General features: G+C 73.6%; 14 protein-coding genes. 6 read left to right on the top strand and 8 right to left on the bottom strand.

Annotation, left to right across the window (positions count from 1 at the left end; genetic code table 11):
• Positions 1 to 187: 187 nt before the first annotated feature.
• Positions 188 to 1,684 (bottom strand): sodium/proline symporter PutP, encoded by a 1,497-nt coding sequence (gene putP, locus RE027_RS08735; RefSeq protein WP_368807856.1) that lies wholly within the window; start codon positions 1,682 to 1,684, stop codon positions 188 to 190.
• 152 nt (positions 1,685 to 1,836) lie between these two features.
• Positions 1,837 to 3,318 carry a helix-turn-helix domain-containing protein gene (locus RE027_RS08730; protein ID WP_368807855.1) on the bottom strand — a complete coding sequence of 494 codons (1,482 nt, stop codon included), beginning with the start codon at positions 3,316 to 3,318 and terminating at the stop codon, positions 1,837 to 1,839.
• A 171-nt stretch (positions 3,319 to 3,489) separates the two neighbouring features.
• On the opposite strand from RE027_RS08730, the gene aceA reads away from it, so the two are divergent.
• A complete protein-coding gene (gene aceA, locus RE027_RS08725; protein ID WP_368807854.1) occupies positions 3,490 to 4,773 on the top strand; it encodes an isocitrate lyase in 1,284 nt (427 codons plus the stop codon).
• A 133-nt stretch (positions 4,774 to 4,906) separates the two neighbouring features.
• Complete coding sequence (gene aceB, locus RE027_RS08720) at positions 4,907 to 6,592, top strand: malate synthase A (RefSeq protein WP_368807863.1); 1,686 nt, start codon at positions 4,907 to 4,909, stop codon at positions 6,590 to 6,592.
• On the opposite strand, the gene gluQRS is transcribed toward aceB, so the two are convergent.
• Positions 6,568 to 7,515, bottom strand: coding sequence for a tRNA glutamyl-Q(34) synthetase GluQRS (gene gluQRS / locus RE027_RS08715; protein WP_368807853.1), 948 nt, complete (start codon positions 7,513 to 7,515; stop codon positions 6,568 to 6,570). The two genes, aceB and gluQRS, sit on opposite strands and share 25 nt — an antisense overlap.
• Before the next feature lie 40 nt (positions 7,516 to 7,555).
• Here gluQRS and RE027_RS08710 point away from each other — a divergent pair, with 40 nt between their 5' ends.
• Positions 7,556 to 8,449, top strand: coding sequence for an MBL fold metallo-hydrolase (locus RE027_RS08710; RefSeq protein ID WP_368807852.1), 894 nt, complete (start codon positions 7,556 to 7,558; stop codon positions 8,447 to 8,449).
• Here the strand turns inward: RE027_RS08710 and RE027_RS08705 are convergent.
• On the bottom strand, positions 8,382 to 9,230 hold the full coding sequence (locus RE027_RS08705) for a phosphatase PAP2 family protein (protein WP_368807851.1): 849 nt from the start codon (positions 9,228 to 9,230) through the stop codon (positions 8,382 to 8,384). The two genes, RE027_RS08710 and RE027_RS08705, sit on opposite strands and share 68 nt — an antisense overlap.
• Before the next feature lie 123 nt (positions 9,231 to 9,353).
• On the opposite strand from RE027_RS08705, the gene RE027_RS08700 reads away from it, so the two are divergent.
• Positions 9,354 to 10,367, top strand: a complete 1,014-nt coding sequence (locus RE027_RS08700; RefSeq protein ID WP_368807850.1) for an o-succinylbenzoate synthase — start codon at positions 9,354 to 9,356, stop codon at positions 10,365 to 10,367.
• On the opposite strand, the gene RE027_RS08695 is transcribed toward RE027_RS08700, so the two are convergent.
• Positions 10,358 to 10,768 carry a hypothetical protein gene (locus tag RE027_RS08695; protein WP_368807849.1) on the bottom strand — a complete coding sequence of 137 codons (411 nt, stop codon included), beginning with the start codon at positions 10,766 to 10,768 and terminating at the stop codon, positions 10,358 to 10,360. The genes RE027_RS08700 and RE027_RS08695 overlap by 10 nt on opposite strands.
• A gap of 423 nt (positions 10,769 to 11,191) precedes the next feature.
• On the opposite strand from RE027_RS08695, the gene RE027_RS08690 reads away from it, so the two are divergent.
• Together RE027_RS08690 and menD are read left to right on the top strand one after the other, a co-directional pair.
• Positions 11,192 to 13,390 (top strand): PhoX family protein, encoded by a 2,199-nt coding sequence (locus RE027_RS08690; RefSeq protein ID WP_368807848.1) that lies wholly within the window; start codon positions 11,192 to 11,194, stop codon positions 13,388 to 13,390.
• 82 nt (positions 13,391 to 13,472) lie between these two features.
• Complete coding sequence (gene menD / locus RE027_RS08685; protein ID WP_368807847.1) at positions 13,473 to 15,200, top strand: 2-succinyl-5-enolpyruvyl-6-hydroxy-3-cyclohexene-1-carboxylic-acid synthase; 1,728 nt, start codon at positions 13,473 to 13,475, stop codon at positions 15,198 to 15,200.
• A gap of 90 nt (positions 15,201 to 15,290) precedes the next feature.
• Here the strand turns inward: menD and RE027_RS08680 are convergent, their stop codons facing one another.
• From RE027_RS08680 to RE027_RS08670, 3 genes are all read right to left on the bottom strand, one after another.
• Positions 15,291 to 16,106: an amino acid ABC transporter ATP-binding protein gene (locus tag RE027_RS08680; protein WP_368807846.1), complete on the bottom strand. Its 816-nt coding sequence runs from the start codon at positions 16,104 to 16,106 to the stop codon at positions 15,291 to 15,293.
• 10 nt (positions 16,107 to 16,116) lie between these two features.
• Positions 16,117 to 16,911 (bottom strand): amino acid ABC transporter permease, encoded by a 795-nt coding sequence (locus tag RE027_RS08675; protein ID WP_368807845.1) that lies wholly within the window; start codon positions 16,909 to 16,911, stop codon positions 16,117 to 16,119.
• 76 nt (positions 16,912 to 16,987) lie between these two features.
• Positions 16,988 to 17,815 carry an ABC transporter substrate-binding protein gene (locus RE027_RS08670; protein WP_368807844.1) on the bottom strand — a complete coding sequence of 276 codons (828 nt, stop codon included), beginning with the start codon at positions 17,813 to 17,815 and terminating at the stop codon, positions 16,988 to 16,990.
• Between the last annotated feature and the right edge of the window lie 34 nt (positions 17,816 to 17,849).

Below are 17,849 nucleotides of genomic sequence, written 5' to 3'. Positions count from 1 at the left end.
CTGGTGGTGCCGATGGACGAGCGGGAGCAGGCCATGCTGCAGCGCTCGGCCGAGGCGATCCGGGCCACCCTCGCCACGATCGGCTACTGAACCCGCGCCACGGCCCCGCGCCTCGAGCACCGGCCCGCGCACGACGACGGGGCCCGTTCCGGCAGGAACGGGCCCCGTCATCGGGCGGTGCGAGAGGTCAGCGCGCGGCCATCTCGTCCTCCGCCGCGTGGGCGAGGCGCACGGCGTCGTCGAACTCGCGCTCGACGTCGCCGTCGTGCCGGTAGGTGGCGTTCGACACCAGGACGGCGGAGACGAGGCAGACGACGAAGCCGGGAACGATCTCGTAGAGACCGGCCCACGGGGTCACGGTCCAGACGAACACGGTGACCGCGCCGAGGACCATGCCGGTGATCGCGCCCAGGTTCGTGAGCTTGCGCCAGTACAGGGACAGGATCACGATCGGACCGAACGAGGCGCCGAAGCCGGCCCACGCGAAGGCCACGAGACCGAGGATCGTGTTGTTCTGCTCCCACGCCAGGAAGGTGGCCACGAGGGCGACGGCGGCCACCCCTGCGCGGCCCATCCACACCTGCTTGGGCTCGGACGGGGACTCCTTGACGGTCAGCTTGTAGAGGTCCTCCACCAGGGCGGAGGAGGAGACGATGAGCTGGGAGGACACCGTGGACATGATCGCCGCGAGCACGGCGGCCAGGACGAAGCCCGCGACCACCGGGTGGAAGAAGACCTGGGCGAGGTCCAGGAACACGGACTCGGGGTCGGTGGGGCTCTCGTCCGGGCGGCTGCCGTAGTAGGCCAGGCCCACCAGGGCGGTGGCGATCCCTCCGACGACGCTCAGCACCATCCAGGTCAGCCCGATCCGGCGGCCGGTCTTGGCGTCGGCGGGGGAGCGCATCGCCATGAAGCGGACGATGATGTGCGGCTGGCCGAAGTAGCCCAGACCCCACGCGAGGGCGGAGATCACGCCGAGCACGGTGGCGCCGCGCACGAGCGAGAGGGCGTCCGGGTCCACGGCGGTGATGTTCTCCGCCATCTGCCCGAGGCCGCCCACGTTGATGATGCCGACGATCGGCACCATGAGCAGGGCGATGAACATGAGGATGCCCTGGGCCACGTCGGTGTACGTGGCGCCCAGGAACCCGCCGAAGAGGGTGTAGGCGATGGTGACGCCCACGACCAGCAGCAGCCCGGCGTGGTAGGTCGAGCCGAAGGAGGACTGGAAGAACAGCCCGCCCGCGACCATGCCGGAGGAGACGTAGAAGGTGAAGAACACCAGGATGATCAGCCCCGAGACGATGCGCAGCAGCCGCGAGCCGCCCTTGAGCCGGTTGTCCAGGAAGGACGGGATGGTGATGGAGTCGTCCGAGACCTCGGTGTAGGAGCGCAGCCGGGGGGCGATGAACTTCCAGTTGACCCACGCGCCGATGATCAGCCCGACGGCGATCCACGCCTCGACGAGACCCGAGAGGAACACGGCGCCCGGCAGGCCCAGGAGCAGCCAGCCGGACATGTCGGAGGCGCCGGCGCTGAGCGCGGCGACGCCCGGCTTGAGGTTGCGCCCGCCGAGCATGTAGTCGTCGAGGTTCTTGGTCCTGCTGTTGGCGTAGAGACCGATCGCGATCATGGCGGCGAAGTAGATGACGATGGCGATCGTCTGGGATATCTCTTGGGTCATGGTGTCCTTTCCGCCGGGTGCCGGCCCGGTGGAGCGCAGCATCCGGTCGGGTGGGTGGGGCCGGAGGTCCCACAGGACTTTACGCGCGCTCCCGGCCACTGGCCAGCCGTCGCGGGGACGGGCAGGACGCCCGCGGCCCGCCCCGGCGCGGCTCAGCCGCCGTCGTGGAGCTGAAGGAACTCGTACACCTCGCGCTCGTCCACGCCCGGGAACGCCCCCTCCGGCAGGGCCGCGAGCACGTGGGAGTGCGCCCGGGTGTTGGGCCACGCGTGGCCGGACCAGACCCGGCGCAGCTCCTCCGGGGGGCGCCGGCAGCACGAGGGGTCCGGGCAGGTCGAGACGGTGCGGTGCGGGGTGTCGCGGCCGCGGAACCAGCGGGCGTCCGTGAACGCGACGCCCACGCCGATCGAGAAGGCGCCCTGGCTGGAGAGCTCCGTGCGGGTGGAGCACCAGTACGTGCCCGAGGGCGTGTCCGTGTACTGCGCGAACGCCGTGAACTGGTTGGGCTGGTCGAAGACCGTGCGCCCCGACCACTTCCGGCAGGAGATCTGGCCCTCGATCGCGCCCGTGTGGTCGGTGGGGAAGACGAGCCCGTCGTTCTCGTAGGCCTTGTGGATCACCCCGGAGGAGTGGACCTTGTGGAAGTGGGTGCGGATGCCCAGGTGGCGGGTCGCGAGGTTCGTGAAGCGGTGTCCCGCCGTCTCGTGCGAGACGGAGAACCGGTCCTTGAGGTCCTCGAGGAACAGGTCGCGGTTCTTCTTCGCCTCGAGCAGGAACGGGACGGTCTTGTCCTCGGGCAGCATGACGGCCGCGGCGAAGTAGTTGGCCTGCACCCGCTGGGCCAGGAAGTCGGCGTAGTCCCTGGGGGGCTCGTGACCGAGCACCTGGTGGCCCACGGCCTGCAGCAGCACCGCACGGGGGTCGTGGTCGGCCCGCGGGCCCTGCACCAGGTAGATCCGCCTGTTGAGCAGATCGGTGACCGAGCGGGTGGAGTGCGGCAGGTCCGTCACGTGGTGGATGCTGTAGCCCAGCTTCCCGACCATCTCGGAGATCACGGAGTTGGACACGGGCCCCGAGGTGTAGCCGCCGAGGGCCAGCAGCTCCTTGGCCGCCTGCTCGAGGTCCGGGAACCAGTTGTCCTGCTCCCGCATCAGCCGGCGCAGCTGCACGTTGGCCCGGCGCGCCTCCTCCGGGGTGGCCGAGTTCTTCTCCAGCGCCTGCGCCAGCCGCTCCTGGAGGGCGACGAGCGCCTCGAGCACCTCCGTGGACAGTGCCGAGCTGACCCGGACCGTCGGCAGACCCAGCTGCTCGTAGAAGGGGGAGCGCTGGGTGCGCTCCAGCTGGATCTCCAGGGCCTCCCGCCGGTTGGCGGGCTCGGCGCCGAGCAGCGAGTCCACGCTCGTGCCCAGGACGTCGGCCAGCCGCTGGAGCAGGCTCAGACGGGGCTCGCGCCGGCCGTTCTCGATGACGGACAGCTGCGAGGCCGCGGTGCCGGCCCGTGCTGCGAGCTCGCCCAGCGTCAGCCCCCGGTCCTTGCGCAGCGACCGGATGCGGCGGCCGAGGCCGATCAGGTCGGTGTCCTGGGGCGGTTCGCCGGCCGTGGATTCCGGGTGCCCCCACGCGGTGCTCGTCATTTTTTCAGTATACGTGAAGAATGCGGAAAGTTCTCGATCAGATGTCGGTCCGGAGGTGCTGAAAAGGGGGCAAAGTGGTGTGTGTCACCACGGGAGAGTGAACTTCCGGTGACCTGAGAACAACCGGCGCCACGCCGAGCACCACCCCGGACCACTCAACGAGGAGCTGACATGTCCACCCAGAACACCCCCAGGACCGCCGACGAGATCCGCCAGGAGTGGGACGCCGATCCCCGCTGGGCGCGGATCACCCGCGAGTACTCCGCCGAGGACGTCGTGAAGCTACGCGGCACGGTGCAGGAGGAGCACACCCTGGCCCGCCGCGGCGCGGAGCAGCTGTGGCAGAAGCTGCACGACCACGACTTCATCAATGCCCTGGGCGCGCTGACCGGCAACCAGGCCGTCCAGCAGGTCAAGGCCGGGCTGAAGGCGATCTACCTCTCGGGCTGGCAGGTCGCCGCGGACGCGAACCTGGCAGGGGAGACCTACCCCGACCAGTCGGTCTACCCGGCGAACTCCGCCCCGGCGGTCGTGCGGCGGATCAACAACGCGCTGATGCGCGCCGACCAGATCGAGCACGCCGAGGGCATCAGCACCGTGGAGGACTGGCTGGTGCCGATCGTCGCGGACGCCGAGGCCGGCTTCGGCGGCTCGCTCAACGCCTACGAGCTGATGAAGTCCATGATCGCCGCCGGGGCGGCCGGCGTGCACTGGGAGGACCAGCTGGCCTCCGAGAAGAAGTGCGGCCACCTCGGCGGCAAGGTGCTGATCCCCACCGCCCAGCACGTCCGCACCCTCAGCGCGGCCCGGCTCGCGGCCGACGTCGCCGACGTCCCCTCCGTGGTCATCGCCCGCACCGACGCCGAGGCGGCCACCCTGATCACCTCGGACGTGGACGAGCGGGACCAGCAGTTCATCACCGGCGAGCGCACGGCCGAGGGCTACTACAAGGTCCGGAACGGCCTCGAGGCCTGCATCGCCCGCGGCAACGCGTACGCCCCGTACGCCGAGCTGCTGTGGATGGAGACCGGCACCCCGGACCTCGAGGTGGCGAAGCAGTTCGCCGAGGGCATCCACGCCGAGCACCCGGACCAGATGCTGGCCTACAACTGCTCGCCGTCGTTCAACTGGAAGAAGCACCTTGACGACGACACGATCGCCAAGTTCCAGCGGGAGCTGGCCGCGATGGGGTTCAAGTTCCAGTTCATCACCCTGGCCGGTTTCCACACGCTGAACTACTCGATGTTCGACCTGGCCCACGGCTACGCCCGGGAGCAGATGAAGGCGTACGTGGACCTGCAGGAGCGCGAGTTCGGGTCCGAGGAGCGCGGCTACACCGCCACCCGCCACCAGCGGGAGGTCGGCACCGGCTACTTCGACCTCGTGACGACCGTCCTCAACCCGGCCTCGTCCACCGCGGCCCTGGCCGGCTCCACCGAGACCGCCCAGTTCTGAGCCGATCGGGTGCGGGGCGGCCGGGGGCCCGAGCGGGTCCCCGGCCGCCCCGCACCCGACGACGGCCGCGCCCCCGACGGGGCGCCCCACCTGATCACTTCCAGGACACTCCCCAGGCGAGGAACCAGCCATGATGACCATGACCAGCGATCCTGTGACGATCAACGGCGTGACCCTGACCGGTCACCACGTGCCCCGGCAGAACAGCGTGCTCAGCCCCGACGCGCTGGGCTTCCTGGCGGCCCTGCACCGCGAGTTCGAACCCCGCCGGCGCGAGCTGCTGGCCGCCCGCGAGGAGCGGCGGAAGGGGATCGCCCGCGGCACCGACCCCACCTTCCTGCCCGAGACCGCGAGGATCCGCGAGGACGACAGCTGGCGGGTCCCCCCGCCGCCGCCGGGGCTGGAGGACCGCAGGGTCGAGATCACGGGGCCCACCGAGCGGAAGATGACCATCAACGCGCTCAACTCCGGGGCGCAGGTGTGGCTCGCGGACATGGAGGACGCCAACACACCGCACTGGACCAACGTGGTCACCAACCAGCTCAACCTGATCGACGCGCTCGAGGGGACCATCGAGTTCACCAACCCGGACGGCAAGCGGTACGCCCTGAAGAACAAGGACCCGCGGGCCAACCCGACGATCGTGGTGCGCCCCCGCGGGTGGCACCTCGAGGAGAGGCACCTGTCCGTGCGGGGCGAGCCCATCGCCGGGGCGCTCGTGGACTTCGGCCTGTACTTCTTCCACAACGCCCGCCGGCTCAAGAAGCTGGGGCTGGGCCCCTACTTCTACCTGCCCAAGACCGAGTCCCACCGCGAGGCCAGGCTGTGGCACGACGTCTTCGCCCGGGCCGAGTCCATGCTCGGCGCGGACCGCGGCACCATCCGCGCCACGGTCCTGATCGAGACGATCACCGCGGCGTTCGAGATGGAGGAGATCCTCTGGGAGCTCGGCGAGCACGCCGCCGGGCTCAACGCGGGGCGCTGGGACTACATCTTCTCGATCATCAAGAACTTCCGCACCCGGGGGCCCCGCTTCATCCTCCCGGACCGCAACGCCGTGACCATGACCCAGCCGTTCATGCGGGCCTACACCGAGCAGCTCGTGCGGGCGTGCCACCGCCGGCAGGCCATGGCCATCGGCGGGATGGCCGCGTTCATCCCGTCCCGCCGGGACGAGGAGGTCAACCGGACCGCGATCGAGAAGGTGCGCGCCGACAAGCTGCGGGAGGCCCGCGACGGCTTCGACGGCTCCTGGGTGGCCCACCCCGACCTCGTGCCCGTGTGCCGGGAGGTCTTCGACGAGGTGCTCGGTGACAAGCCCCACCAGCTCGACCGCCGGCGGGAGGACGTGGTGCCCGACGACAAGGCGCTCATCGACATCGCCTCGGCCGAGGGGAAGATCACCGAGGAGGGGATCCGCAGCAACATCGAGGTCGGGATCCGCTACATCGAGGCCTGGCTGCGCGGCAACGGCGCGGTCGGCATCCACAACCTCATGGAGGACGCCGCGACCGCGGAGATCTCCCGCTCCCAGATCTGGCAGTGGGTGAACTCCCGGGCGATCACGGACCAGGGCGAGGAGATCACCCGGGAGTGGGTGCGGGAGCTCGTCGAGGAGGAGTTCGCGCGGATCGCGCGGGCCGAGGGCGACCGCTTCGACGACGCCCGCTCGGTCTTCGAGGAGGTCGCCCTCGGTGACGACTACCCGGCCTTCCTGACGACCGCCGCCTACGAGCGGTTCCTGGCCGAGCCCGAGGACCCGCACGCCCTCGAGGACGACCGGTCCCGGGCGGATCAGGGCGTGCGCCGGGCCGGCTGAGCGGCCCAGCCGGCCGGGTCCACCACCCAGGGCTCCCGCGGCAGGACGTCCTCGTCGAAGACGGCGAGGACGTCCTGCGCCGTGCGGACCGGGCCGGGCAGGCCCAGCGACGCCGCCATCCGGCCCAGCACCTCGGTCACGCCGTGGCCCGCCGCCGCGAGCTCGGACAGCGTCACGGCGCCGTCGCGCTTCGCGAGCCGGCGGCCCTCGGGGTTGAGCACGAGCGGGACGTGGGCCCACTGCGGCTCGGGGAGCCCGAGCACCGCGGCCAGGCAGGCCTGCCGCGGGGTGGAGGGCAGCAGGTCGTCGCCGCGCACCACCTGGTCCACGCCCTGGTGGGCGTCGTCCAGGACCACCGCGAGGTTGTAGGCGGGGCGACCGTCGTTGCGCAGCAGCACGAAGTCGTCGACGAGGCCCGTGTACGCGCCCGCCCAGCGGTCCACGACCGTGCGGGCGCGCACGTCCGCCCGCAGGCGCACGGCGGGGGGCCGTTCCCGGCGGCGGCGCGCGCGCTCGGTGCCGGTGAGGTCCCGGCACGTGCCCGGGTAGGCGCCCGGCGCCCCGTGCGGCGCGCTCGCGGCCGCCTGGATCTCCCGGCGGGTGCAGTAGCACTCGTACGTGCGCCCCGCCGCGGTGAGGCGCCGCACCGCGGCCCGGTGCGCGGGCTCCCGGGTCGACTGCAGCAGCGGCGGGCCGTCCCAGTCGAGGCCGAGCCGGGCGAGGTCCGCCAGCTGCTGCTCGGCCGCGCCCGGGCGCACCCGGTCGATGTCCTCGACGCGCAGCACGAAGCGCCGTCCGCTGGAGCGGGCCGCCGCCCACGCGACCAGGGCCGTGCGCAGGTTGCCCAGGTGCAGCTCCCCGGAGGGGGAGGGAGCATAGCGGCCGGCGCCCCCGGCCGCACGCCCGGGGGAGGAAGTGGTCATGGGTGCCAGGATAGACAGCGCCGGTCGGTAGCCTGTCAGGGTGGCCCGCATCAACGAACTCCGCGACGGCATCTTCGCCGTGAGCACGGACAACTGGAGGCTCAACTCCGGTCTCGTGCTCGGGACCCGCCGCGCCCTCGTGATCGACACGGGCGCGGGCCCCCGTCAGGGCCGGGAGATCCTGGAGGCCGTGCGCTCGCTGACGGACCTGCCGCTCACGGTGGTGAACACCCACGCCCACTACGACCACTTCATGGGCAACGCCGTGTTCCGGCGCGCCGGCGCCGAGGAGTTCTGGGCCCACCGCGGCTGCGCCGAGACGATCCTCGCCCACGGCGACTTCCAGCGCTCGTTCGTGGGCACCCACGAGCCCGAGATGGCCGCCTCGGAGGGCCCGGACACCCGCCTGGTCGTGCCCGACCGGCACCTGCCCGGCACCGGCCGGCGCCCCTCGCTGACCCGTGTGGACCTGGGCGGGCGCGGCGCCGTGCTGTTCTCCCTGGGGCGCGGGCACACCGACAACGACGTGTGCGTGGGCGTCGACGACGTCGTGTTCACGGGGGACCTCGTGGAGCAGGGCGCCGACCCCGACTTCGGCGACTCCTATCCGCGGGGCTGGGCCACGGTGCTGGAGCACCTGGCCGCCCTCGACCGGTACCTGGTCTTCGTTCCCGGCCACGGCCACCCCGTGGACCGCGGCTTCGTGCTCCAGCAGGCCCGGACCATGCGCACCGCGATCGAACGGGTGGACGCGAGCGAGGCGGCCGCGGCGCAGCCCGGCGGCCTGCAGCCCGTGACCGCCTCGATGTTCCGCCTGCCCTACAACGCGGGAGCGGCCCGGATCCTCCTGGACCGGCTCGAGCGGATCAGGGCCGAGGACGTCGCGACCGGGGAGCTTGCAGCGCTGCCAGTGCCGCTGCCGCGAGCAGACTGACCCCCAGGATCGCCGCGCAGCCGGCCATCGCCGCGAAGCCCCCGCCCGGCACCCGCAGGGCGGCCCACAGCGGCAGCAGTCCCGCCGCCAGGGCACCGGCGCCGAAGACGGCCAGCAGCGCGACCAGGCCCCCGCCGGGCACGGGCCGCTCCACCGGGCCGGTCACGCGCAGCACCAGCCCGCCCAGGGCCGCCCACCCCGCCACGACGAGCAGGGAGGCCACGACGTCGGAGGGCCGGTGCCAGCCGTTGAGCAGCGTCGCGACTCCCGTCGCGGTCGTCGCCCCCGCCCCGAGCAGGGCGACGAGCGCGCGGGACCGGGCCGGTGCGGCGAGCAGCACCACCGCCACGGCGGCGGCCGCGGCGGCCGTGTGCCCGGAGGGGAAGGAGTTGCTCGCGGCCTCCTGGATGCCCAGGTCCGGCTTTTCGACGAGCACGCGCTTGAGCAGCTGGACCGTGAGGTTGGACAGCAGCACCACCGCCGCCCCGGTCACCGCCGGCGCGAGGCGCCGGGAGCGCACGGCCAGGACCGCCAGGCACACCGCCGAGACCACCCCCACCACCCACGGGAGCAGGTCGAGCAGCTCGCGGGAGCGGGTGGACAGCCCGGGGATCGCGTCCGTCGCCTGTTTCAGGGCCAGCTCGTCGAGCCACTGGCCGGTCTCGGTGGTCAGCGCCACCACGCCCACCAGGGCGGCGCCGCCGAACAGCAGGGCGGCGCCGAGCACGTGGCAGAGCGCCTGGAGGGCGGTCGGGGCCGGGCGGTGGGCGGTGGTGGTCATGGAGCTCCTGGCGGTCGGACAGGCGGGCACGCGTCCCGGCACGGCCGGGACCGCGCTCGCGGAGACCTCATTCTTCCACGGGCGGATCGGTTCCAGCTGAGAACGCGCGCCTAGGCTGGCTCCATGACCGCCGCCGCGCCCCTGCCCCCGCTCGACGAGCTGCTCGCCGACGCGCACGCCGTCGCCCTGCCGATGCGCGTGCGGTTCCGGGGGGTGGACGTGCGGGAGACGATGCTCCTGCGCGGGCCCGCCGGCTGGGCCGAGTTCGGGCCCTTCCCCGAGTACGGGGACGCCGAGGCCCTCGCGTGGCTCCGCGCCGCGGCCGACGCCGCGTGGCACGGCTTCCCCGCGCCCCGGCGCACCCGGATCCCCGTCAACGCGACCGTGCCCGCCGTCCCGGCCGCCCGGGTCCCCGAGGTGCTGGCCCGGTTCGGGGCCGGCGTGCGCGCCGTGAAGATCAAGGTCGCCGAGCGCGGCCAGGACCTCGACGACGACGTCGCCCGGGTCGCGGCCGTGCGGGCCCTGCTGCCGGAGGCCGAGCTGCGGGTGGACGCCAACGGCGGGTGGGACGTGCCCACGGCGCTGGTGGCGCTGGAGCGGCTGGGGGAGCACGGGCTCGCGTACGCGGAGCAGCCCGTGCCCACGATCGCGGGCCTGGCCGCGGTCCGCGAGGGCCTCGCGGACCGCGGCGTGCCGGTCCTCGTGGCCGCCGACGAGTCCGTGCGCAAGGAGAGCGACCCGCTGGCGGTGGCCCGGGCGGGGGCGGCCGACCTGCTCGTGGTCAAGGCGGCCCCCCTCGGCGGGGTGCGCAGCGCCCTCGACGTGGTGGCCCGGGCCGGGCTGCCCGCCGTGGTCAGCTCCGCGCTGGACTCCTCGGTGGGCATCCGCGCGGGGCTCGCGCTCGCCGCCGCGCTGCCCGAGCTGCCCTACGCGTGCGGGCTGGGCACGGTCTCGCTCATGCGCGACGACGTCCTGCGCGAGCCGCTGCGCCCGGTGGACGGGGCGCTCGAGCTGCGGGACGCGGTCCCGGACCCCGGGCTGCTGGCCGCCCGCGCGGTGTCCGCGGACCGGCGCCGGTGGTGGCTGGAGCGGGTGGCCCGGGTGCACGCCCTCGGGGCGGGAGCTCCTCAGCCCTGAGGCGCGGCGCCCATGACGTCGGCCCGCAGCCGGTCCAGGTCCACGGCGTCCCCCTCGCACAGCCCGTGACCCCGCACCCACGCGCGGGCGGCGCGCCACACGTCGTCGCAGCCGAGCTCCACCTCGGGGTGGGCCGCGCCGATGCGGGTCCGCCGCGCGTGCTCGGGGTCCTCGCCCGTGAAGGTGAAGACCGCCACGGGGCTGGAGGCCAGCCCCACCACACCGTGGACGGAGGCGATCACGCGCCCGTGCAGGCAGTCCCCGGCGTGCAGGTCCCAGGCCCGCAGGACGCTCCGGCGGTCCAGGGCGGCGAGCCGGTGCCCGTGAGCCACCCGTGCGGACCGACGGTGCGCGTCGGGGTCCGTGGGGCGGCGCAGCTCCACTTCTGGTTCCCTGTTCATCACGAGCCTCCCTCACCGGTGGTCCGGACCCGTTCCTCCGCCGCGGCGGCAGGGCACCTGGGCGGGTGGAGCAGGAGGAGGGGGGTCTTCTGGAGCCACCGGTCGCGGTCCGGAGCGCTGGACGGATGGGGACGGGCTGACACGACGAGCATTGCAGACGCGGGGTGCCGGCGGCACCGGTGGACGCTTTGTTTCATCGCAGGAACGGGCCCGGTGCCGCACAGCGCTGCGCACCCCCGCCCGCGCGTCCTCGGCGGGAGCGGCCCCTCCGCCCCGACCTGGGGAGATGCCGCCGCCCGGCCACGGCCCGTTCACCCGCGGTTCACCCGGGCATCCCCGAGCACTCACCCGGCGCTGGTGCAGTGGGGGAGCACCCGTTCCCCGGCCGCGGTCCTCCCGCGGGCCCGATCTCCTGGGAGAGCCATGACCGACATCGCCAAGCGCACCCTCCTGCCCATGCTGGGCCACGCCCGCGGCAAGCGCAGTCCTCTCACCTGCCAGCTCAAGTGCGGCAACGCCTGCGCCGGCCCGGAGTGCAACACCTCCGGCAACGGCTACTTCCGGGACATCGCGAGCGCCGCCCTGTCCCGCCGCTCCGCTCTCGGCCTGGGGGCCGCGGCGGCCGTGACGGTCGGCGTGGTGGGGGCCACGCCCGAGGCCGCCCAGGCCCACGGCCGCGGACGCCCGGGGCTGTCCTTCGCCCCGATCGCCCCCGTCCCGAACACCGTGGACGACCTCACCGTGCCCGAGGGCTACGACTGGTCCCCGATCATCCGGTGGGGCGACCCCCTGTTCACCGACTCCCCGGAGTTCGACCCGCTCGAGCAGACCCCCGAGTCCCAGGCGAGCCAGTTCGGCTACAACTCGGACTACCTGGACATCCTCCAGGACCGCGGCGGGCGCACCGGCGTGCTCGTGAACAACCACGAGTACACCAACGAGACCAACATGTTCCCGGCCGAGCAGCTGGGGGACCTCGAGCGCGTGGCCCGGGTGGCCATGGCCGCGCACGGGATGTCCGTCGTCGAGATCGCCCGCACCGGGCCCGGCCGGCCCTGGTCCTACGTGCGGGGCGGCAGCCGCAACCGGCGCATCACCCTGAGCACCCCGTTCGCGGTGGACGGACCGGCCGCGGGCTCGGACCTGCTGAGGACCAAGGACGACCCGACCGGCACCGTGGTGCTGGGCACGCAGAACAACTGCGCCGGCGGCACCACCCCGTGGGGGACCGTCCTGTCCGGCGAGGAGAACTTCAACCAGTACTTCAAGGGCAACGGCTCCGCCGAGCAGAAGCGCTACGGCATCTCCACGGACGCCCCGAGCCGGCGCTGGCACGAGGTGGACCCGCGCTTCGACTCGACCCTGCCCGGCTACGAGAACGAGCCGAACCGCTTCGGCTGGATCGTCGAGATCGACCCCCAGGACCCGTCCTCCACCCCGGTCAAGCACACGGGCCTGGGCCGGTTCAAGCACGAGGGCGCGAACGTGCGCGTGGCCGAGGACGGGACCGTGGTCGCCTACTCCGGCGACGACGAGCGCTTCGACTACCTCTACAAGTTCGTCTCCTCGAAGAAGTACGTCGAGGGCGACCGGGCGCACAACATGACCCTGCTCTCCGAGGGCGACCTCTACGTCGCGAAGTTCACCGGCGACACCGCGGCCGAGATCGACGGCTCGGGCCGGCTGCCCTCGGACGGCGCGTTCGACGGCTCCGGGCAGTGGCTGCCGCTCCTCGTCGACGGCCGCTCCGCGGTCGAGGGCATGGCGGTCGACGAGGTGCTGGTGTACACCCGCCTCGCCGCCGACAAGGCCGGCGCCACCAAGATGGACCGCCCCGAGGACGTCGAGCCCTCCCCGCTGACCGGCAAGCTCTACGTGGCCCTCACCAACAACACCCAGCGCGGCACCGACGGCAAGGCCGGTCCCGACGAGGCGAACCCCCGCACCCAGAACCGCGACGGGCACGTCATCGAGCTCACCGAGCGGGACAACCGGGCCGACGCCCTCGAGTTCGACTGGAACATCCTCCTGCTCGCCGGGGACCCCGCGAAGAACGCGTCCGCCTACTTCTCCGGCTACCCGGTGGAGAAGGTCTCCCCGATCTCCTGCCCCGACAACCTGGCCTTCGACTCCGAGGGCAACCTGTGGATCACCACCGACGGCGCCCCGGGCACGATCGGCTACAACGACGGCATGTACAAGGTGGGCCTGTCCGGTCGCCAGCGCGGCAACGTCCAGCAGTTCCTCGCCGTCCCCCAGGACGCCGAGTGCTGCGGCCCGGTGGTCCACGACCGCGAGCGGATGGTCTACGTGGCCGTGCAGCACCCGGGCGAGGACGGCTCGTTCGAGCAGCCCCGCTCCTACTTCCCGGACTACGTGGTGCCCACCCGGCAGGGCGAGGGCGAGTGGGCGCTCCCGCGCCCGTCCGTCGCCCAGGTCTTCCCCGTGGACGGCGACGAGGCACCCGAGTTCCCCGGGGCGATCTCCGACAAGCCCGGCCGGGAGCGCAACGCGGGCAGGCGCCGCAAGAACGGGGACTGCGGGCCCCGCTACCGCGGCTACCGCGGCAAGGCCACCGCGGAGACCAAGGCCGCGGCCCGCACCGCCGCCCGCTCCTACTGAGCACGGTCCCCGCCCCACGGTCCCCGTCCCGCCGCCCGGCGGGACGGGGACCGTCCCGTTCCCGGGACTACCCTGGTCTCCTGTGACCACACCGTCCCTCGACACCGCCGCCGCCGTCCTCGCCGAGCTCGTCGCCGCCGGGATGCGCCACCTCGTCGTCGCCCCCGGGTCCCGGTCCGCGCCCCTGGCATACGCCGCGGCCGCCGCCCACGCCGCCGGGGCCCTGGAGGTGCACGTGCGCGTGGACGAGCGGGGCGCCGCGTTCACGGCCCTCGGCATCGCCCGGGCCACCGGCCGCCCGGCCGCGGTGGTCACCACCTCGGGCACCGCGGTGGGCAACCTGCTGCCGGCCGTCATGGAGGCCGACCACGCCGAGGTGCCCCTCGTCGTGCTCTCCGCCGACCGCCCGCCGGAGCTGCGGGGCACCGGCGCCAACCAGACCACCCGCCAGCCCGGGCTCTTCGGCGACCACGTGCGGGCCGCCGTCGACCTCCTGCCCGAGGACGACGACGTCCCCGCCCGCCTCGCGGCTGCCCTCGCCGCGCTCGCCGGGCGCGGGTCCGGCGGGCCCCGTCCCGCCGGACCCGTCCAGCTCAACGTGGCCCTGCGGGACCCGCTGCACCCCGCCCCGGAGGACGGCGCCGTCCTCGCCGACCGGGCGCGCCGGCTGGCCGCCCGCACGGTCCCCGCCCCGGACCCGGGCCCGCGGGCCGTCGCCGCCGGGCCCGTCGACGTGCCGCCCCCGGCGGCGCGGGCGGCCCGCTCCGTGGTCGTCGCCGGGGACGGGGCCGGCCCCGCCGCCGCCCGCTTCGCCGCGGCGTGCGGGCTCCCGCTGTTCGCCGAGCCGTCCTCGAACGCGCGCTCCGGACCGCACGCCGTGGGCGCCTACCGGCTGCTGCTGGACGCACCCCTGGGCCGGCGGATCGAGCGTGTCCTGCTGGTGGGCCGGCCCACGCTCTCCCGCCCCGTCGGGGCGCTGCTGGCGCGGGCGGACGTGGCCACCGCCGCCGTCCAGCCCGGACCCGTGGCCTGGTACGACCCCGGCCGCCGGCGCGAGCACGTGCTCGGGAGCTGGTCGGAGGCCGCCGCCTTCACCGGCCGCGGCACCCCGGGCTGGGCCTCGGCCTGGCAGCGGGCGGGCGCCGCCGCGGACGAGGCCGTGGCCCGGCTGCTCGCCGCCGAGCCCCCGGACCGGCCGACGGGACCGGCCGTGGCCGCCGCGCTGTGGGAGTCCTGCCGGCGGGACGGGGCCGTGCTCGTCGCCGGCTCCTCCAACCCCGTCCGGGACCTCGACCTCGCCGCGCGCCCGGGCCCCGCGTCCCCGCTGGTGGTCGCCAACCGCGGCCTCGCCGGGATCGACGGGACGGTGGCCACGGCCGCCGGCGTGGCGCTGGGCACCGGGCGCCCCGTCCGCGCCCTGGTGGGGGACCTGACCTTCCTGCACGACGCCTCGTCCCTGCTGCTGGGCGACGGCGAGCGGGAGCCCGACCTGCAGGTCGTGGTGCTCAACGACGGCGGGGGCGGGATCTTCTCGACCCTCGAGCACGGGGCCCTGGGGGAGCAGCAGGAGTACCGGGACGTCGTCGAGCGCTTCTTCGGCACCCCGCACGAGGCCCGCCTGGACGCGCTCTGCGCGGGCTACGGGGTCCCGCACCGGCGGGCGGACGGCCTGCCCGGGCTCGCCGCGGCCCTCGCCGCGCCCGTGCGGGGCCGCTCCGTCCTGGAGGTGCGCGTGGACCGGCGCGAGCTGAGGGCACTGCACGCGAGGATCCGGGCCGCGGTGGCCGCCGCCGACGGCGCCGCGCCCTGACGCCCCGCAGCACGGCGGGTGCGGCAGGGCCCCGCCTCCTCGGGAGGAGACGGGGCCCCGGATGACCGGGCGGCGGGCCCGGCCGCGGCGTCAGCGCTCCGGCGCCTGCACCTGGGTCGGGTTGAGCACCCGGGAGAGGAACGACTGCGTGCGGGGCTCCTTCGGGGCGCCGATCACCTGGGCCGCGGGGCCCTCCTCGACGACCACGCCGCCGTCCATGAACACGACCTTGTCGGCGACGTCACGGGCGAACTCCATCTCGTGGGTGACCACGAGCATCGTCATGCCCTCGGCGGCGAGGTCGCGCATGATGGCCAGGACGTCGCCCACCGTCTCCGGGTCGAGGGCGGAGGTGGGCTCGTCGAAGAGCATCAGGGACGGGTCCATGGACAGGGCCCGGGCGATGGCCACGCGCTGCTGCTGGCCCCCGGAGAGCTGGCCGGGGTGGCTGTCGGACTTCTCGGCCAGGCCCACGCGGTCGAGGTTGGCCCGGGCGATCCGCTCGGCCTCGGCCTTGTCCCGCTTCAGCACCTTGACCTGGGCCACGGTGCAGTTCTCGAGGACGCTCAGATGCGGGAACAGGTTGAACTGCTGGAAGACCATGCCCACGTGCCGGCGCATCCGGTCGACATCGGCCTCGGGGTCGGTGACGTCGAAGTCGCCGATCGTGATGCGCCCCTGCTGGGGCTGCTCGAGCAGGTTCACGCAGCGCAGCAGGGTGGACTTGCCCGAGCCCGAGGGGCCGATGAGGCAGACCACCTGGCCGGCCCCCACGCTCAGGGAGATGCCCTTGAGCACCTCGAGGGAGCCGTAGGACTTGTGCAGGCCGTCGATCACGACGGACGCGGCGCCGGCGAGGCCGTCGTCGGACCCGGACTGCGGGGCGGCGGAGGATGCAGTGCTCATCGTCTGGCTCCTAGGACTTCTTCATGCGGTCGGTCTTGGACTCGAAGCGGCGGGTCAGGATGCCCAGCGGCACCGTGATGATCAGGTAGGCGACCCCCGCCACCACCAGGGGGGTGAGGCCGGCGCCGGCCTCGGAGATCGCCTCGCGGCCGTACTTGGTGAGCTCGTACTGGCCCACGCCCATGCCCAGCAGGTAGACCAGGGAGGAGTCCTTGGTCAGCAGGATCACCTCGTTGGTCAGCGGGGGCAGCACGATCCGCAGGGCCTGCGGGATGACGATCGTGACCATGGCCCGGGCGTGGGACATGCCCAGGGAGCGGGCGGCCTCGTACTGCCCCTTCGGGACGGCCTGCAGACCGGCCCGCAGCGACTCCGCGATGTAGGCGGCGGCCACGAGGCCCAGGGCGATCATGACCGTGACGTAGTGGTTGAAGCGGAAGCCGAAGGCCAGCGGGATGCCGTAGCCGAAGGCGAGGAAGACCAGCAGCGCGGGCACGCCGCGGAAGAACTCGATGTAGAGCGTGGCCAGCCACCGGTAGGGCGCCACGGACGAGAGCTTCATCAGCGCGAGGACCACACCGCCGGTGAGGCCGACCACGAAGCCCAGCAGCGTGTAGATCAGGGTGTTCTTCAGCGCCACGGCGATGATGCCGGGGAACTGCTGGACCGCGACCTGCGGGTTGAACACCTTCTCGATCAGCAGCGGCCAGTCGGCGATCGCGATCAGCGCGACGGCGACGAGGATCAGGGCGGCGTACTGGATGCCGCGGGAGAGGCGTGCTCTCTGGTGCATGGTCATGGCCATGGGGTGGTCCGTTCTGGGTGGTACGGGCGGTCGGTGGCGGGGCCGGTGCCCCCGGTGCGGGGCACCGGCCCCGGGGTCAGTTCTCCTGGACGGGGATCCACTGCTCGACGATCTGCTCGAGCGTGCCGTCCTCCTCGATGCGGTCCAGGGTGGTGTCGACCGCCCGGAGCATCGCCTCGTCGCCCTTCTTCACGGCCACGCCGAGCTGGTCGTCGAGGGCCGCGGTCTCCTGGACCACGAAGCCCGGGTCGTCCTCGGCGTGCTGGGCGATCGCGGTGACGTCGTCGAGCACGGCGTCCACGCTGCCCGTGCTGAGCCCGGTGAACAGGGTGGTGGCGTCCTCGAACTGGACGGCGTTGAGGCCCAGCTCCCGGGCCTGGGTCTCACCGACCGTGCCCTGCATGACCCCGACCCGCACCTGCTCGTCGCGGGCGCCGGCGATCGAGCCGACCCCGTCCTCGCCGTCGGTGACGAGGCCGAGCTCGTTGTCGTAGTAGGGGTCCGAGAAGTCCATCACGGTCTGCCGCTCCTCGGTGATGGACAGGGCGGAGATCGCGACGTCGCACTGGCCGGTGTCGAGGGCGGCGCCGGACTGGATCGACTCGAAGGCGAGCGTGACGTTCTTCATCTCCACGCCGAGGTCCTCCGCGATCTCCCGGCCCAGGTCCATGTCGAGGCCGACCATCTCGCCGCCCTGCGCCATCTCGAAGGGCGGGTAGTTGGACTCCGAGCACACGGTGAGGTGCCCGGGCTCCACGAGGGCCACGGCGGACGACCCGCCGTCCGCCGGCCGCGCGGAGCTCGCGGCGGCGTCCTCGGCGGACCCGCCCGAGCAGCCCGTGAGGGCGAGGGCGGCGGTGACGGTCAGGAGGCCGGCGGCGCGGCGGCAGGACGGGCGGGGCATGGACGGTTCCTCCGGTCGGAGCGGTGGTCGACGG

The organism is Kocuria sabuli (assembly GCF_040981185.1).
Classification (GTDB): Bacteria; Actinomycetota; Actinomycetes; order Actinomycetales; family Micrococcaceae; genus Kocuria; species Kocuria sabuli.
This window is presented reverse-complemented; position numbering and strand designations above follow the sequence as displayed.

Bases quoted from the DNA above. Each gene is read 5' to 3' on its own strand.
- putP (WP_368807856.1), bottom strand. From the start codon at position 1,684: ATGACCCAAGAGATATCCCAGACGATCGCCATCGTCATCTACTTCGCC.
- RE027_RS08730 (WP_368807855.1), bottom strand. From the start codon at position 3,318: ATGACGAGCACCGCGTGGGGGCACCCGGAATCCACGGCCGGCGAACCG.
- aceA (WP_368807854.1), top strand. From the start codon at position 3,490: ATGTCCACCCAGAACACCCCCAGGACCGCCGACGAGATCCGCCAGGAG.
- aceB (WP_368807863.1), top strand. From the start codon at position 4,907: ATGACCATGACCAGCGATCCTGTGACGATCAACGGCGTGACCCTGACC.
- gluQRS (WP_368807853.1), bottom strand. From the start codon at position 7,515: ATGACCACTTCCTCCCCCGGGCGTGCGGCCGGGGGCGCCGGCCGCTAT.
- RE027_RS08705 (WP_368807851.1), bottom strand. From the start codon at position 9,230: ATGACCACCACCGCCCACCGCCCGGCCCCGACCGCCCTCCAGGCGCTC.
- RE027_RS08700 (WP_368807850.1), top strand. From the start codon at position 9,354: ATGACCGCCGCCGCGCCCCTGCCCCCGCTCGACGAGCTGCTCGCCGAC.
- RE027_RS08695 (WP_368807849.1), bottom strand. From the start codon at position 10,768: ATGAACAGGGAACCAGAAGTGGAGCTGCGCCGCCCCACGGACCCCGAC.
- RE027_RS08690 (WP_368807848.1), top strand. From the start codon at position 11,192: ATGACCGACATCGCCAAGCGCACCCTCCTGCCCATGCTGGGCCACGCC.
- RE027_RS08680 (WP_368807846.1), bottom strand. From the start codon at position 16,106: ATGAGCACTGCATCCTCCGCCGCCCCGCAGTCCGGGTCCGACGACGGC.
- RE027_RS08675 (WP_368807845.1), bottom strand. From the start codon at position 16,911: ATGGCCATGACCATGCACCAGAGAGCACGCCTCTCCCGCGGCATCCAG.
- RE027_RS08670 (WP_368807844.1), bottom strand. From the start codon at position 17,815: ATGCCCCGCCCGTCCTGCCGCCGCGCCGCCGGCCTCCTGACCGTCACC.